Genomic DNA, 15,868 nt, shown 5'->3' with positions numbered 1-15,868 from the left:
CAAACACACACGTCGCTTTCTGTTAGAAGCTATATATCAAAAACTATATATCAAAAACTATAACCAACACCAAACATAAAGACCCATGGATCAAGACGGGTTTTATATTCTTTATTGACATCACCGGCTTTAAATTTCACATCCGTTTCAATATTCATCCACCAAAGTGAAGTATTCAACATCCAGTTTTTGTCCAGTTTATAATCCAGACCAACCTGTCCGGCGATCCCCCAGGAATCTTTCAGATCCAGACTATTTAAATCAGCCGCTTTTACCGTTGCATTATTATTAAATTTTTCACTAAAGAATGTCGTGTAGTTTACACCAATGCCAACATAAGGACGTAAATTATCCTCTGTAGCGCCAAAATAATATTGTGCCATTAGCGTCGGTGGTAGATGTTTAACTTCAGCAACTTCACCCACGCCCGGCAAACTGACTTTATGTTGGAATGGTGTCGCCGCCAATAACTCAACACCAATATTGTCGGTGATCATGTAACCAAAAGTTAAACCCAGCTGGGTATTATTATTGACATCAAAAGATCCCAACCCCAATACATTATCAGAACCGGCATGTGGCCTTACCGTTGCGGTACCTGCCCGAAGCAGGAAGTCACCTGCTTCATGAGCAAAAGTCAATGACGGAGCTAACGTCGCAGCAGCCAATACAAGCGCAGAAATCTTTTTCATTATCCATCCCATTTATGTGGTTTTAGAACAGTCAGAAATATACCCGTTTGTTTACTGTTGTGATCTAAGACAGATCACATCTTTTAAAGATTTTTGGCAAAGTAAGGTATTTACTCTTTTATTATTCCATTTGCTGGATATTTTAAATTGATCCAAGTCAAAATTCGCTGTGTATTAATTTTACTGCCAACCATGATTTATATTCTGATATCAAATTTTGAATGGCTAACGACAAGTAATAATAGCAATCCTATGCTAATAACTTTTATTTAACACTCCCATCCATTATCAGTTTATTAACACAAAATTAATGAATTATTCATTTTTATAAAATCCACCATCAGGGCTTTTAGGCAAGATTTTTTTACTCCCTGCCGGTCTCAGAATGCAAGATCAGGTGCAGAAGTAAATCTTAGGTATCCAACAATCCGTCGGACAAGGTACAATTGCGTGCTATTGTTGTTCTATTTGTGTTGTTTTATTTGATAGGAGCCATTTTCATGCCCATCACGGCAAATACCCTGTATCGTGACAGCATCAACTTTTTAAAGCATCAACTGTTGAATATTGTCATCCTCTCTGTTTTGGCCGCGTTGGTAACAACCCTGCTAGGGCATGTATTCATGCCGAACGATGAACAACTCAATTTATTGGCCGAGATGCAAAATATCGTCAGAGAGTCAGGCAATACCGGAATCCAACGTTTTGTGGGGCAATTAACGCCAGATGAGATATCAATGTTAGTACACACAGTGTTTGGGATTTTCTTTATCAACGTCTTTGGTAATGCCTTGCTGGCAGCCAGTATATTGGTACTCATCAATGCCATCTCTGGCGGTCAGCAAACTAATGCGCTGCATGCCTGCACTTCATCAGTCACCCTACTGCCTAAAATGTTTTTGTTAATGTCCATCTGTACTCTGTTGGTTCAGATTGGTTACGCTTTAATGGTCTTACCCGGGATACTCTTTTCTATTGCATTTGCACTGGCTCCTGTTTTTTTGTTTGAAAAAAGCAAAAGCATTTTCGCAGCCATGCAGAGTAGCTGGAAGCTGGCATTCAATAATATGCGCTTGTTAATCCCGGCTATGCTGTTATGGCTGGCCGCCAAGCTAATACTGGTTCTGGTGCTGGCAAAAATGCCGGATATGTTGCTGTCCATGCTGGACAACCTACTATCATCCTTGTTGCTGATTTATCTATTCCGTTTGTATATGTTGGCCAGACCACAAAATAAAACCGCAAACGGTATGCAATAAACATCCCTCAAGAGTTCACCTCGCTGCATAGGCGGCGAGATGAACGGCAATTACCCTTCCTGTCTTTCCTCAACTTGCTGCTTACTTTGAATTAAACGAATGGCAAAATAGAGATCCGGCACCACAATCAAATCTTCATCGCTGCGACTCAGTTTATTTTGTTTAATCCACCGATTCAGTTCTGTTCTGCGCCCCGCCAAGACTAATGTCACACCTCTCTTTTTTAATTCTGTGATTAACTCATCCAGCACGGCAAAAACACTGACATCATCGTAAGTAAAACTGACTGTCGCATCGACAACTAACCAGACCGGGCTAATGGCAGCATTGTTCACATGCTGTAAGACCCGCCTTTTGAAATACCCGGCGTTAAAATAGGTGAGGGGGGAGTTAAAGCGATACATCATAATGCCATCCGCAGGTTTGATATCATTATGTTGATGGATGGAACGCACCATGCCTTGATCATTCACGCCCAGCAATTGATCCGAAGGCCGGAAAACGACCTGCAAAAATTGCAATAGCCCCAACAAAACAGCAAAACCGATACCATCGATCACGCCCACCAGCAGGACGGCGATTAAGGTGAACATTGACAGGATAAAAGCCTGCCGGTTACGTTTTCGATAAGCCCAAAGATTCTTCAAACCCAATAAAGACCATGCGGAAAAAATTAAGACAATACCCAGTGATGACAGCGGGATATAGACCAGAAATTCTGTCATAAACAGCAAAACCAGCAAGATGGTGCAACCCGCAATCACAGACACCATTTGCGTTTTACCACCCTGTGCATCATTGACGGCGGTACGGCTGCCGGCAGCACTGACAGCAAAGCCTTGTGATAATGACGCCGCGATATTAGCAATTCCCAATGCCCTGAGTTCTAAATCGGCATCAACTTGATAGCCATTTTTACTGGCAAAGCTACGGGCAGTCATCATAAAGCTGACGAAGCTGATCACCGCTAAATTAATGGAAGGAACAACCAAATCACGGATGATACCAAATTCAAATTCAGGCATTGGCACAATGGGCAAACCGTTCCCCATACTCCCCACAATCTGGATACCATATTGGCTGAGTTCAAATTGCCAACTGAGATAAGTCGATACGATCATTGCCACCAGCGGTGCAGGCCAACTTGGGCGGAGGAAGTGTATACTAAGCAGCACCAGCAACGTTATCACTGACATCACCACCGTTGGCCAATGAGATGCTAATAACGTATGGGGAAGTGCAATTAATCGTTCAATCAATTCCGCAGGCAAACCAGACAACCCAAAAACTTTAGCCAACTGATCCGCCATAATGGTAATTGCAACACCATTAATGAAGCCTTTCAAAATGGGGCGGGATAGAAAATCAGCGAAGGCGCCCAGTCGAAAATGGCTGGCCAAGATGCACCAAAACCCGGTCATTAGGGTCATAATAATAGCAAGCTGCCAGCGAACATGTTCATTTCCCAATGCCAGCGGTGTCACAACCGCAGCAATCACAGCACAGGTTGCTGCATCGGGTCCAACGATCAACTGCCGCGAAGTACCGAACAGCGCATAAGCGAACATGGGTAAAATACAGGCATATAAGCCAATAATGGCGCTAATTCCCATTAATTCGGCATAAGCAATCGCAACAGGCAGTGCGACCGCGGCGACAGAGAGTCCTGCCCGCATATCATGGCTAAAATAATCTCTACGATAATGACAGATATTCCCCAAGCCTGGCATCCAGCGATGCAATCTTTCCCACAACATGGCTTTTATGTCCTTTTGTGAAAATGTTTTTTACCTGATAAATAAACCATTTCATTAAGATCTGATACACTCTGGCACAAATTCAGAAACATGCCATCATTGACTTCACAATGGGTTCAACTTATGAAACAACTTTTAGACTTTTTGCCGCTAGTCATTTTCTTTGTCGTCTACAAAATGTATGACATTTTCTATGCATCCGGCGCGTTGATTGCAGCAACCGGGTTAGCTGTTGTCATCACTTACCTCATTTATCGTAAAGTTGAGAAATCCTCCTTAATTACCTTTGTTATGGTTGCTGTTTTTGGCACGCTGACGCTGGCCTTCCATAGTGATTTATTTATTAAATGGAAAGTCACTGTCATTTACGCCATTTTTGCTCTGGTTCTGCTTATCAGCCAATGGGTGATGAAAAAACCCCTGATTCAACGGATGCTAGGCAAGGAATTAGTGTTACCGGATTTTGTCTGGAACAAACTGAACATGGCCTGGGCCATCTTCTTTATTGCCTGTGCGTTGGCAAATATTTATGTCGCTTTCTGGCTACCTCAGGATATTTGGGTAAACTTTAAAGTGTTCGGGTTAACGGCATTGACACTGGTCTTTACGGTATTGAGTGTGGTATATATCTACCGTCATCTGCCTCGCGAACAAGAATAATATCATGACCTTCATATGGATACCTGCCGATGCAGCGGCAGGTATTGTTGTATTCACCAAATAAAGCAAGTTTTCTAATGACACAACAACAATGCTTACCAAACGGAGAATTGGTTCTCCGTACACTGGCCATGCCTGCTGATACTAACGCTAATGGGGATATTTTTGGGGGCTGGCTGATGTCTCAAATGGATATTGGCGGCGCAATTTTGGCAAAAGAGATTGCTCTGGGGCGTGTAGTCACTGTTAGCGTGAATGGCATCAGTTTCCTGAAACCGGTTGCGGTAGGTGACGTCGTATGCTGTTATGCCCGTTGTCTTAAAACGGGAAATTCATCGATCACTATCCATATTGAAGTCTGGGTGAAAAAAGTCGCTTCTGAGCCAGTCGGCCAGCGCTACTGTGCAACAGAGGCCGTTTTCACGTATGTTGCCGTGAATGAAAATAATACTTCCCGCCCTTTGCCTGAAGATAAAAGGAATTTTAAATTGGAGAGCAGTGATCCAACGTTATGATTCATTAGAAAAATAACTCACTCAAAAATTAAAGGGTATCTCTTTTGAGTACCCTTTTTTATTCAGTCAAATACCGTTTAGTGCGTTAAGATTGCGAAATACCCGTCGTTCGAAACTCAATCGTCGTTATATGCCCGGTAGCAGGGATCTTTTCATAACGCCATTTTCTCATGGCATTTCTCACTTCACGCTCAAAGAGATTTCTGGGTGTTGCCGAGATAACTTCAATATTTTTAACTCGGCCATTTTCATCAATATCAAATTTCACCTTTACCGTCCCTTCTGTTCCCAACTGTAGCGCTCTGGATGGGTAGACGGGGTTTGGCCTGCTCAGTGCTTTGGGTCCCTTTTGTACGTGACCTTTCTCACTAATGGCAAGCTGCTCTGATTTTTGATCGTCCAAGTTCTTTGCCATCTGAGGTTCCTGATCAGAAATAGATTTCAGCGGTTGTTCTGAAACTTTTTCTGCTTTTTTCTCTTTTGGCTTCAGTTCCTTTTTAACAATTTTTTTCTTTTCAGGTTTGGGTTTAGGCAGAGCAATTTCCGCAACAGGTTCGGGCTCTGGTTCAGGTTCAGGTTCTGGTTCAGGCATGGCAGGTTTAGAGACAGGTGCCTCTTCAGCAGCCAACTGGATCATAGCAACAGATATAGGGGCGGCTTGCACCTGCTTTTCAGGTTTAATGACATGGAAGAGCGCCGCAGCAATAGAAACATGTAAACAAACGGAAAGTAATATCGGCCAATGTATCCAACGCATAAGAGAATTCTTGCTTAACAGCATGATAGTCAGTTTTCAGATAATATTAGTTTAAATGCAAATGACTATCATATTCAATAAAGATTCAAAAACATCTCTATTTTTACCTTTCAGATACCTATCATGCTGAACATCAGGTTAAATCCATTCTGCATTCTGGGCGAATAGAATCGATCGACGACGTTTATGGGCATCAACCTTACGTAGTGCGTAGATGCGTAAATTACGGCGTGACTGCCCTTCCAACCAACGACGGCGACGACAAATACCTTGACGGAGCATTCTCCAGCGCCCTACTTCCCTTCTGCTGTGTTTCATAAGATATTCCAGGCTACCTTTCCCATTAATGAATGGCATTATTCTTAATCGTCACTATTAGCAATGTCAACCAATTGCCAATCCGGTTTGCAATTTTGCTAAAATTGTTCTCTATTCAATTAATGATATTAATTACTTAAATAAACAGGATTGATTGCCACGTATGACAACTTTCTACTCTGTACTGAGCTGGCTGGCGATTTTTTTCTACTGGCTGATTATTGCCGGTATCACCATTCGAGTTTTGATGAAACGTCGTCCTGTGACATCAGCAATGACTTGGTTACTCATTATTTATATCTTTCCTTTAGTCGGCATCGCTGCTTATTTGTCATTCGGCGAATTGCACCTTGGTAAACGCCGGGGTGAACAAGCCAGACAAATGCGCTCATCTGTCGCCAAGTGGTTAGCAGAGTTAAAAAAATCCCCGCAAATTTTTGCCGATGAAAACAGTGAAGTGGCTACCCCACTGTTTCAACTGTGTGAACGACGACAAAAGATTAAAGGTGTCAGAGGCAATAAAATGCAATTAATGACATCTTATGACAATTCGCTGAAAGCGATTGTGCATGATATTGAAAACGCCAAGTACAATATTGAGATGGTGTTTTATATCTGGCAATCCGGCGGGTTGGTTGATCAGGTCACGGATGCCCTGATGCGCGCGGCCAAACGCGGTATTAAATGCCGGATTATGGTGGATTCGGCAGGAAGCTGGCAATTTTTCCGCAGCCCTTATCCTGATATTATGCGCAAAGCAGGTATTGAGTTTGTCGAATCGTTAAAAGTGAATATCTTCCGTTTATTCCTGCGGCGCATGGACTTACGCCAGCATAGAAAAATTATTCTGATCGATAATCATATTTCATACACCGGCAGTATGAATATGGTTGATCCCCGTTTTTTTAAACAAAATGCCGGGGTCGGTCAGTGGGTCGATATCATGGTGAGAATGGAAGGCCCGGTGACGACAACACTGGGGATTATTTATGCCTTTGACTGGGAAATGGAAACCGGGCAACGTCATCTTCCTCCCCCGCCTGACAGTGTTACTATACCGTTCGAGCAAACCAGCGGTCATACCGCTCAAGTTATCGCTTCCGGGCCAGGGTTCCCTGACGAATTGATCCAACAATCCTTAATGACCGCTATTTTTGCGGCCCGCAAACAGCTTACCCTTACTACGCCCTATTTTGTTCCCAGTGATGATTTAATGCATGCGATTTGCACGGCGGCGATGCGCGGAGTGGATGTCAGTATCATCGTGCCAAGTCAAAACAACTCATTTCTTGTTCGCTGGGCCAGCCGTGCATTTTTTGCAGAATTGCTGGAAGCGGGAGTGAAAATTTATCAATTTGAAGATGGCTTGTTACATACCAAGAGTGTCTTGGTCGATGGGCAATTGAGTATGGTCGGTTCTGTCAATTTGGATATGCGCAGCTTGTGGCTGAATTTTGAAATTACGGTTGTGATTGATGATGAACTTTTTGGTCAGGATTTAACTCTGGTTCAGCAGGACTATATTATGCGTTCCACATTGCTGGCAAACATTCAATGGGAAAAACGCCCGATGTGGCACCGTATCCTTGAGCGTATCTGTTATTTTTTCAGCCCGCTTTTATAATTCATTTATCATGAATAAAAGGGCATGAATAAAAGAGCACGAATAAAAGTATTCATTCAATACAGAACATGTTTTAATTTCACCCAGTGATTAATATTGGATATTGCCACCATGGAAAATCAATCGACACATCCTATGCAATTGGACTTAAACAACCGAATGACTGAAGATGAAGCGCTTGAAAAGGCTTACGATATCTTTTTGGAACAAGCACTCTCTCATCTCGATCCGGCTGATAGCTTGTTGTTTAACCTGCAATTTGAAGAGCGCGGCGGTGCTGAATTATGGGAACCTTCAAACGTCTGGTTTGAACATGTTGATTTTGATTTAGATCCAGACTTTTTTTCGGAAGTTATTATTGGATTGGCAGCATCAGACGATGCCGAAATTGATGATATCTTTGCCCGTATTTTGATCTGCCGGGAAAAATCTCACCCTATCTGCCAGATATTGTGGAAAAAATAATCATCCCGCCCTGCCTTTAATCTCGATTAAAATGCCCTCATAATGGTGAGGGCATTGAATTTAAATTCGTGACGGTGTCACATTGGCCACATATCATTGATTAGAGTGGATCAACCTTAAGGCAAGACACTGCATGTTTAAAACTGCCCTCAAGTAATGGCCGGGTTCTGGCGCATTCAGCATCTGCCATTGGGCAGCGCGTGCGGAATACACATCCGGACGGAGGGTTAATGGGGGAAGGCAATTCGCCCTCTAACAATTCGATATGTTTGTTGCGCTCTTTGTCTGGATCAGGGATCGGCACCGCCGACATAAGCGCTCTGGTATAGGGATGCAACGGATTATGATAAACCTCGTCGTAAGTGCCCAGTTCTACCGCATTGCCCAAATACATGACCAATACGCGGTCCGATATGTGTTTTACGATCGACAAGTCATGTGCAATAAATATCAGGGAAAGCCCCATTTCCCGCTGCAATTCCTGTAATAAATTAACAACTTGTGCCTGAATGGAAACATCCAGCGCTGAAACCGGTTCGTCACAGATAACCAACTTAGGTTCGAGGATCAAGGCGCGGGCAATCCCGATACGCTGGCACTGACCGCCAGAGAATTCATGAGGGTAACGGTTGATCAGGTTCGGTAATAACCCTACCTTCATCATCATCTTTTTGACTTTTTCTTTTATTTCCCCTTCTTTCATTTTGGGGTAATACGTTTTCAACGGCTCTGCGATAATATCGCCAATGGTCATACGCGGATTCAGTGATGCCAACGGATCTTGGAAGATCATCTGAATATCATTGCGAATATCCCGCCATTGTTTGTCATTCATATCCAACAAGTTTTGACCAAGCCAAGTCACTGCACCACCAGACGCTTTCACTAACCCAATTACTGCCCTGGCAAGCGTTGACTTCCCGCAGCCAGATTCGCCCACAACACCCAGTGTCTCACCTTCATAAAGCCTTAAGGTTACGCCATCTACCGCTTTTAAGCTTTTTGCCGGCTGCCAGAACCACTGTTTTCCGTCTTTAATATCAAAATAAACTTTGAGATCGTCAACTTCCAATAAGACCCGCTTTTCAGCTATTGTCTTCACATCAATTGTCTTCACATCGCTCGTGTTCATGCTAGTTGTGTTCATACCAATTCCTCCTGGCGTTTAAAGCAGGCACGCAAGCGCCCAAGGCCAAATTTTTCCAACTGGGGTTCCTCGCGAACACAATGCTCAGTGGCAAATTGACAACGTGGCTGGAATGGGCACCCCTTTGGCAAACGCAATAAATTGGGAGGATTGCCTTGAATCGTTTCCAAGGCTTCCTCATCACCGTCCAGACGAGGAACCGCATTCAATAATCCAATAGAGTATGGATGGGTAGGATGATAAAACACGTCACGCGCTGTACCATATTCCATCGTCCTTCCCGCATACATCACTAATACCTTGTCACAAATACCTGCAACCACTCCCAAATCATGGGTAATCATGATAATCGCGGTGTTAAACTCTTTTTTTAGCTCATTAAGCAGCGTCATGATTTGTGCCTGAACGGTGACGTCCAAGGCCGTTGTCGGTTCATCGGCAATCAATAACTTAGGCTGACACAACAACGCCATAGCAATCATCACCCGTTGACGCATTCCCCCAGAAAATTCATGTGGATACATTTTCATGCGTTTACGCGCCTCTGGCATCTTAACCGCATCCAACATACGGACGGCGCCCTCAAAAGCCTCGCTTTTACTGATGCGCTTATGCAGCATCAAGACTTCCGTTAATTGATCACCCACTCGCATATAAGGGTTAAGGGACGTCATGGGATCTTGAAATATCATCGAGATTTCTTGTGCCCGCATCCGGTTTAACTCTTTTTCTCGCAGGTTAAGAATTTCTCGTCCGTTAAACGTGGCAGAACCACTGACAGAACCGTTACTGGCCAGTAATCCCATTAACGCAAATGCGGTCTGTGATTTACCCGAACCCGATTCTCCCACGATCCCCAGTGTTTCTCCGGCCTGTAAGTCAAAATTCAATTTATTCACGGCAGTCACATTGCCGTCAGGTGTGTTGAATACCACATTCAGGTCTTTGACCGATAAGAGTGACTCAACATTTTTCGACGTTTCTACGTTGTTCATAGGCTCTCCTTAACGGTCTTTCGGGTCGAGGGCATCTCGCAGGCCGTCACCAATAAAGTTAAAACAAAACAGGGTCATGACCAGAAAGCCGGCCGGAAATAACAATAACCACGAGGCCACTTCCATTGAGTTGGCACCATCACTTAACAGAGCGCCCCAACTGCTCAGGGGTTCCTGAGTTCCCAAGCCAAGGAAGCTCAAGAAAGATTCAAACAGGATCATACTCGGTACAAGTAATGAGGCATAAACCACCACAACGCCCAAGACGTTTGGCACGATATGGCGCAAAACAATATGGCGGGTGGAAACACCGCAAACCAACGCGGCTTCAATAAACTCCTTGCGTTTTAAACTCAATGTCTGACCACGGACAATACGTGCCATGTCCAGCCATGACACCATGCCTATCGCAACGAAAATCAGCAGGATATTTTGACCAAAGAAAGTCACCAAAAGAATAACGAAGAACATGAATGGGAAAGAGTTAAGGATTTCCAGCAAACGCATCATCACCATGTCCGTTTTGCCGCCAAGATAACCTGACATCGCACCATACAACGTGCCAAACAGTACGGCAATCAGGGCCGCGGCAATCCCGACCATTAATGAAATACGCCCGCCAATGGCAACTCGCACCAGCAGGTCACGCCCTGATGAATCGGTGCCGAAATAGTGTTTGGATTCAAAATCCGGCGGCATCGTCATCATATTCCAATCGGTATCATCGTAAGCAAATTGGGACAGCATCGGCGCTAAGATAACAAAGAGTGTGATCAGGAGGAGAATACATAAACTTGTAATCGCTGCCTTGTTGTGTATAAAACGACGGCGTGCATCCTGCCACAAACTGCGGCCTTCAATTTCCAGTTGCTCAGAAAAATTTTCCAGAGCTTCGCTATTTTTTTTATTCAGTAACATTGCGTGCTCCAAGTTTTAATAACGAATTTTCGGATCAATGACGGCATACAGCACATCAACGATAGCATTAAACATAATGGTTAAGCCCCCGACCAGGATCGTCAGACTCAGTACCAGTGAGTAATCACGGTTTAATGCGCCATTCACAAACAATTGCCCCAAACCCGGTAAACCGAAAATCGTTTCAATCACCATTGAGCCTGTAATAATGCCGACGAAAGCAGGCCCCATATAGGAGATAACCGGTAATAAGGCGGGTTTTAACGCATGACGGAAAATAATCGTTCGCAATGGCAAGCCTTTGGCCCGTGCGGTACGAATAAAGTTGGAATGTAAGATTTCTATCATGGAACCGCGGGTGATACGGGAGATACTGGCAATATAAGCGAGGGAAAGTGCCACCATTGGCAAAAGCATATATTTAGGTGCCCCGCCATTCCAGCCTCCTCCCGGCAACCATTTTAGGGTAATGGCGAATATCAACACTAATAAGGGGGCGACTACGAAACTGGGGATAACAACCCCGGTCATGGCAAACCCCATCACCGTGTAATCCCATTTGGTGTTCTGGTTCAATGCCGCAATCACCCCGGCACTGACACCAAAAATGACTGCCATAATAAAGGCAGCAAATCCCAATTTAGCCGAAACTGGCAGCGCTTCTGCAACCAGATCATTGACGCTGTAGTCTTTGTATTTGAATGAAGGACCAAAATCCCCTTTGGAGAGTTGAATTAAGTAATTGAAATATTGTTTATAGATAGGATCATTCAAGTGGTATTTCGCTTCAATATTTGCCATCACTTCCGGCGGTAGTTTCCTTTCCCCGGTAAACGGGCTACCCGGCGCAAGCCGCATCATAAAAAACGAAATTGTAATCAGGATAAAAAGTGTCGGGATCGCCTCTAAGCAGCGGCGTAAAATAAATTTTAGCATTGCCCGTTCCTACTGTTTAGCCAAGCCGTGGCTTTTAATTATTTGACAAGCGGGTGACCCCTATCGGATCACCCTCTCATTCCTAGTGTTTTATGATGTAGAGATCTTTGGTATGAAAGTTATCCAATGGATCTTTGCCGGTGTAACCCCCTACATAAGGTTTTACTAAACGGGCGTTGACATAGTAATAAATGGGCACAATCGCCGAATCTTTATCCAATTGCGCATTGGCTTTGGCATAAATTTCAGCACGTTCTGCATCAGTTTTGACTTGCAGCGATTGTTTCATCAAAGCATCAAATTCTTTGCTCTTATAGTGAGAGGTATTATTACTACTGTTGGATAACATGGGATTCAAGAAGGTCGAAGCTTCGTTATAATCAGCACACCATCCGGCACGGGCGATGTCATAGTTGCCTTGGTGGCGAGAATCGAGGAAAGTTTTCCACTCTTGGTTTTCGAGAGTCACTTCAATGCCGATATTCTTTTTCCAAAGGGAAGCCGCGGCAATGGCCAGCTTTTTATGCAGATCAGACGTATTGTACAGTAGGGTAATTTTCAGCGGATTATCTTTGGTAAATCCAGCCTCCGCCAAAAGTTTTTTCGCTTCTTCGTTGCGCTGCTGCTGATTTAGTTTGGTATACCAATCGGGTTTTTCATCTTTAAAATCGGCGATATAAGGCGGGGTATAGCCATAGGCAGGTGTATCCCCCTGATTTTTTACCTTATTGGCCATAATATCCCGATCTATCCCCAGTTTTAGTGCGGTACGTACACGGGGATCATTGAATGGGGGTTTCTGATTGTTTATTTCATAATAATAAGTGCATAAATACGGACTTACACGCAACTGATCGGGGATCTCTTTTTTCAGTTTTTGGAATAGTTCGACGGGTAAGTTGTTATAAGTCATCTCAATTTCGCCCGCACGATAACGGTTAACATCCGTGACCTCGGAAGAAATAGGTAAAACAGTGACTTGGTTAATGACGGTGTTTTTATTATCCCAGTAGGTCGGACTCCGTTCGAAAACCAGCCGTTCATTGATCACCCAACTTTTCAGTTTATAAGCCCCATTACCAACAAAATTCTGTGGCTGTGTCCATCTCTCACCGTATTTTTCAATTGTTGCACGATGGACGGGTGATGTCGTTGGATGAACGAATAACCTGACCAAATAAGGGACGGGTTCGCTGAGGGTTAATTGTAATGTATGGTCATCTAATGCTTTGACACCCAATGTTTCCGGTTTCTGTTTACCTCTGATGATATCGTCAACATTAAGCAAATGGGCATATTGGAGAAAACTGGCATAAGGGGAGGCGGTATTGGGATCGACTACACGGCGCCAACTGTACACAAAATCCTGCGCAGTGACAGGGTCACCATTGGACCATTTGGCGTCTTTACGCAAATGGAATGTCCAAACTTTAAAATCCTTATTCTCCCAGCTCTCTGCCACGCCCGGTATAATTTTGCCGTCAGGATCATTGATCACCAGCGTTTCAAACAGATCACGAGCGATATTCGATTCGGGTACGCCTTCGATTTTATGCGGGTCCAGGGATTGCGGTTCAGAGGCATTATTGCGAACCAGCACCTGTTTTGCCGCGTCTGCCAGTTGCACGCCAGCAGGCACTTGCGCGGCAAAGGCCTGCCATCCTACCATCATGCCTAACGCTACCGTAATACCAGTAGCCAGTTTTTTCTTTGTTGTGTTTATCATCTTATACTTACTCCAATTGATATCATTTGACCCATAAAAGTCATATTCACGCATTAGGATGGTTATTATCCGTATCCAAAAGGAACTATTTTGTTTACGGTAAGACAATATTTTGTGACGGTGATCAGTTATTCACCTTTTTAATATACAGATTTTTTAAATCAACATAATCCAGGGGATCTTTTCCGGTTATTCCGCCAACCGTCGGGCGAATGAGGCGCACGCTGACACGGTAATAAACCGGTATCAAGCCTGAATCTTTATCAAGTTGGGCTTCAGCTTGCTGATAAAATTCTTTACGTGTCGCGTCATCTTTAGCAATCAGAGTCTGCTTAAGGGCATGGTCAAAAGCCGCACTCTGATAAAAACCGGTATTATTGCTACTATTTGACTGCAATATATTCAAGAAAGAAGAAGGCTCGTTATAGTCGCCACACCATGTTGCTCGCGCGACATCATAATTTCCCTGATGGCGGTTTTGGGTAGAGGTTTTCCATTCCTGGTTTTGCAAAGTGACTTGGGCGCCAATATTTTTCTGCCACATAGAGGCTGCGGCGATGGCTTGTTGTTTATTTTGCTCGGATGTGTTGTACAACAAGGTAAATTTGAGAGGATGACTGGCATCAAAACCCGCTTCTTGCAACAATTCCCTTGCCCGTTGATTACGCTGTTCCTGTGTCCAACTTGCCCATGCAGGGTTAATGGTCAAGCCCCCGTCAATATAAGTCGGTGTAAATCCATACGCCGGTATTTGCCCCTGCCCCATAATCTTTTCAGTGATAATATCGCGGTCAAGGCTCAGTTTTATGGCTTCACGCACCCGTTTATCTTTAAACAGTGGCTTCTGGTTATTAATTTCGTAGTAAAACGTGCACAGAAAAGGTGAAACTCGCAATTGCTCAGGAATATCTCGTTTCATTTTTTTGTATAGATCGGGGAGAATGGCATTGCTAGTGATATCAATTTCCCCACTACGATAACGGTTAACATCACCAATGCCTGAGACAACTGGCAGAAAAGTGCCTTTTTCAATGATGGATTCTTTATCATTCCAATACTGAGGATTACGCGTTAAAACAATTCGCTCATTGACCACCCAGTCTTTCAATCTATAAGCGCCATTGCCGATATAATTTTCGGGTAATGTCCATTTATTCCCCCATTTCTCCACCACATCTTGCCTGACAGGTTTCATCGATGTATGGCTCAACATGTCAACCAGATAAGGAAGCGGCTGACTAAGTGTGACCTGGAGACGGTGATCATCCAGCGCCTTAACGCCCAATTGTTCTGGTGACTTTATTCCTTTCAGAATATCGTCAGCATTCTGAATATAAGCATATTGCAAATAACTGATATAAGGCGACCCCGTGCCTGGATCAGCGAGACGACGCCAACTGTAGACAAAATCTTGCGCAGTAACAGGCTTACCATCACTCCATTTAGCATTGTTACGTAAATAGAATGTCCAGACTTTATAACCTTCATTTTCCCATCTTTCTGCCACGCCAGGCACGGTTTCACCATTTGGCCCAGTGGTGACCAGCCCTTCCAGCAAGTTGCGGATAATGTTAGTTTCTGGAGCACCTTCAACTTTATGAGGGTCTAATGAAGTGACTTCGACACCATTGTTAACGGTGATTTCTTGTTTTTCAGCGAGCGTAACACCTGCCGGAACAGTTGCAGCAATACCCTGCGCAGCAGGAAAAGAGAGTAAAATGATACACGAAATCAACTGGCCTGACTGTGATGTTTTTTTTCTCATTCTTTACTCCAAGTTATAAACAGTAAATAAATCGTTTTTAATCTACTGACTCGAATAATTTACTTATCACGTTAACAAAGGTCATTAACCTACTAAAAACCTCTGCCTGCATAATAATTGTTATTTGATTTTTATAATAAATTGATTAAAACATTAATATTACTCATTACCCTTGCATACAATAAATTTACAAAATCAATGTAACATAGTGATAGCATTAGATTTTACTCTATTATCCCAAGGCAATATTCATGAAGTATGACAAAAGAGAAAATAAACATTATTTTAACAAAATGCAATCACCACAGAGTAAAACTCCACCTTTATCACAAAA

15 protein-coding genes are annotated in these 15,868 nt (G+C 43.5%); 5 read left to right on the top strand and 10 right to left on the bottom strand.

Annotated features, from left to right (window positions below; genetic code table 11):
• Positions 1-50: 50 nt before the first annotated feature.
• Positions 51-692 carry an outer membrane protein OmpW gene (gene ompW / locus PSI15_RS02605; RefSeq protein ID WP_273582168.1) on the bottom strand — a complete coding sequence of 214 codons (642 nt, stop codon included), beginning with the start codon at positions 690-692 and terminating at the stop codon, positions 51-53.
• Positions 693-1,192: 500 nt separating this feature from the next.
• On the opposite strand from ompW, the gene PSI15_RS02600 reads away from it, so the two are divergent.
• Complete coding sequence (locus PSI15_RS02600) at positions 1,193-1,951, top strand: YciC family protein (RefSeq protein ID WP_273582167.1); 759 nt, start codon at positions 1,193-1,195, stop codon at positions 1,949-1,951.
• Between the two features lie 50 nt (positions 1,952-2,001).
• Here PSI15_RS02600 and PSI15_RS02595 read toward each other — a convergent pair whose 3' ends face one another.
• Complete coding sequence (locus PSI15_RS02595) at positions 2,002-3,708, bottom strand: SulP family inorganic anion transporter (protein ID WP_273582166.1); 1,707 nt, start codon at positions 3,706-3,708, stop codon at positions 2,002-2,004.
• Positions 3,709-3,831: 123 nt separating this feature from the next.
• Here PSI15_RS02595 and PSI15_RS02590 point away from each other — a divergent pair, with 123 nt between their 5' ends.
• Together PSI15_RS02590 and yciA are read left to right on the top strand one after the other, a co-directional pair.
• The gene (locus PSI15_RS02590) at positions 3,832-4,368 is read left to right on the top strand and encodes a septation protein A (protein ID WP_045970922.1); all 537 of its coding nucleotides are present in this window, start codon (positions 3,832-3,834) and stop codon (positions 4,366-4,368) included.
• Positions 4,369-4,445: 77 nt separating this feature from the next.
• A complete protein-coding gene (yciA, locus tag PSI15_RS02585) occupies positions 4,446-4,883 on the top strand; it encodes an acyl-CoA thioester hydrolase YciA (protein ID WP_045973483.1) in 438 nt (145 codons plus the stop codon).
• Between the two features lie 85 nt (positions 4,884-4,968).
• On the opposite strand, the gene tonB is transcribed toward yciA, so the two are convergent.
• Both tonB and PSI15_RS02575 read right to left on the bottom strand, forming a co-directional pair.
• Positions 4,969-5,640, bottom strand: a complete 672-nt coding sequence (gene tonB, locus PSI15_RS02580; protein WP_443256064.1) for a TonB system transport protein TonB — start codon at positions 5,638-5,640, stop codon at positions 4,969-4,971.
• A 138-nt stretch (positions 5,641-5,778) separates the two neighbouring features.
• Positions 5,779-5,958 carry a YciY family protein gene (locus PSI15_RS02575; RefSeq protein WP_071827263.1) on the bottom strand — a complete coding sequence of 60 codons (180 nt, stop codon included), beginning with the start codon at positions 5,956-5,958 and terminating at the stop codon, positions 5,779-5,781.
• 163 nt (positions 5,959-6,121) lie between these two features.
• On the opposite strand from PSI15_RS02575, the gene cls reads away from it, so the two are divergent.
• A complete protein-coding gene (cls, locus tag PSI15_RS02570; RefSeq protein ID WP_273582164.1) occupies positions 6,122-7,582 on the top strand; it encodes a cardiolipin synthase in 1,461 nt (486 codons plus the stop codon).
• A gap of 135 nt (positions 7,583-7,717) precedes the next feature.
• Entirely contained in the window at positions 7,718-8,047 is a 330-nt protein-coding gene (locus PSI15_RS02565; protein ID WP_273582222.1) for an HI1450 family dsDNA-mimic protein, read from the top strand.
• A 100-nt stretch (positions 8,048-8,147) separates the two neighbouring features.
• Here PSI15_RS02565 and oppF read toward each other — a convergent pair whose 3' ends face one another.
• The 6 genes from oppF to PSI15_RS02535 all read right to left on the bottom strand — a co-directional run bounded on the left by oppF (position 8,148) and on the right by PSI15_RS02535 (position 15,534).
• Complete coding sequence (gene oppF, locus PSI15_RS02560; RefSeq protein WP_273582221.1) at positions 8,148-9,179, bottom strand: murein tripeptide/oligopeptide ABC transporter ATP binding protein OppF; 1,032 nt, start codon at positions 9,177-9,179, stop codon at positions 8,148-8,150.
• 11 nt (positions 9,180-9,190) lie between these two features.
• Positions 9,191-10,189, bottom strand: coding sequence for an ABC transporter ATP-binding protein (locus PSI15_RS02555; RefSeq protein ID WP_045970928.1), 999 nt, complete (start codon positions 10,187-10,189; stop codon positions 9,191-9,193).
• 9 nt (positions 10,190-10,198) lie between these two features.
• Entirely contained in the window at positions 10,199-11,107 is a 909-nt protein-coding gene (gene oppC, locus PSI15_RS02550) for an oligopeptide ABC transporter permease OppC (RefSeq protein WP_273582163.1), read from the bottom strand.
• Positions 11,108-11,122: 15 nt separating this feature from the next.
• Positions 11,123-12,043 (bottom strand): oligopeptide ABC transporter permease OppB, encoded by a 921-nt coding sequence (oppB, locus tag PSI15_RS02545; RefSeq protein WP_273582162.1) that lies wholly within the window; start codon positions 12,041-12,043, stop codon positions 11,123-11,125.
• A gap of 82 nt (positions 12,044-12,125) precedes the next feature.
• On the bottom strand, positions 12,126-13,769 hold the full coding sequence (gene oppA / locus PSI15_RS02540) for an oligopeptide ABC transporter substrate-binding protein OppA (protein ID WP_273582161.1): 1,644 nt from the start codon (positions 13,767-13,769) through the stop codon (positions 12,126-12,128).
• 124 nt (positions 13,770-13,893) lie between these two features.
• Positions 13,894-15,534, bottom strand: a complete 1,641-nt coding sequence (locus PSI15_RS02535; protein ID WP_273582160.1) for an ABC transporter substrate-binding protein — start codon at positions 15,532-15,534, stop codon at positions 13,894-13,896.
• Positions 15,535-15,868: the final 334 nt, after the last annotated feature.

Origin of the sequence: Xenorhabdus sp. PR6a (genome assembly GCF_028599065.1) — a bacterium.
In the GTDB taxonomy this organism is placed as follows: domain Bacteria; phylum Pseudomonadota; class Gammaproteobacteria; order Enterobacterales; family Enterobacteriaceae; genus Xenorhabdus; species Xenorhabdus doucetiae.
The sequence above is the reverse complement of the archived record's forward strand: the minus strand, read 5'-3'. Positions and strand labels throughout refer to the sequence as shown.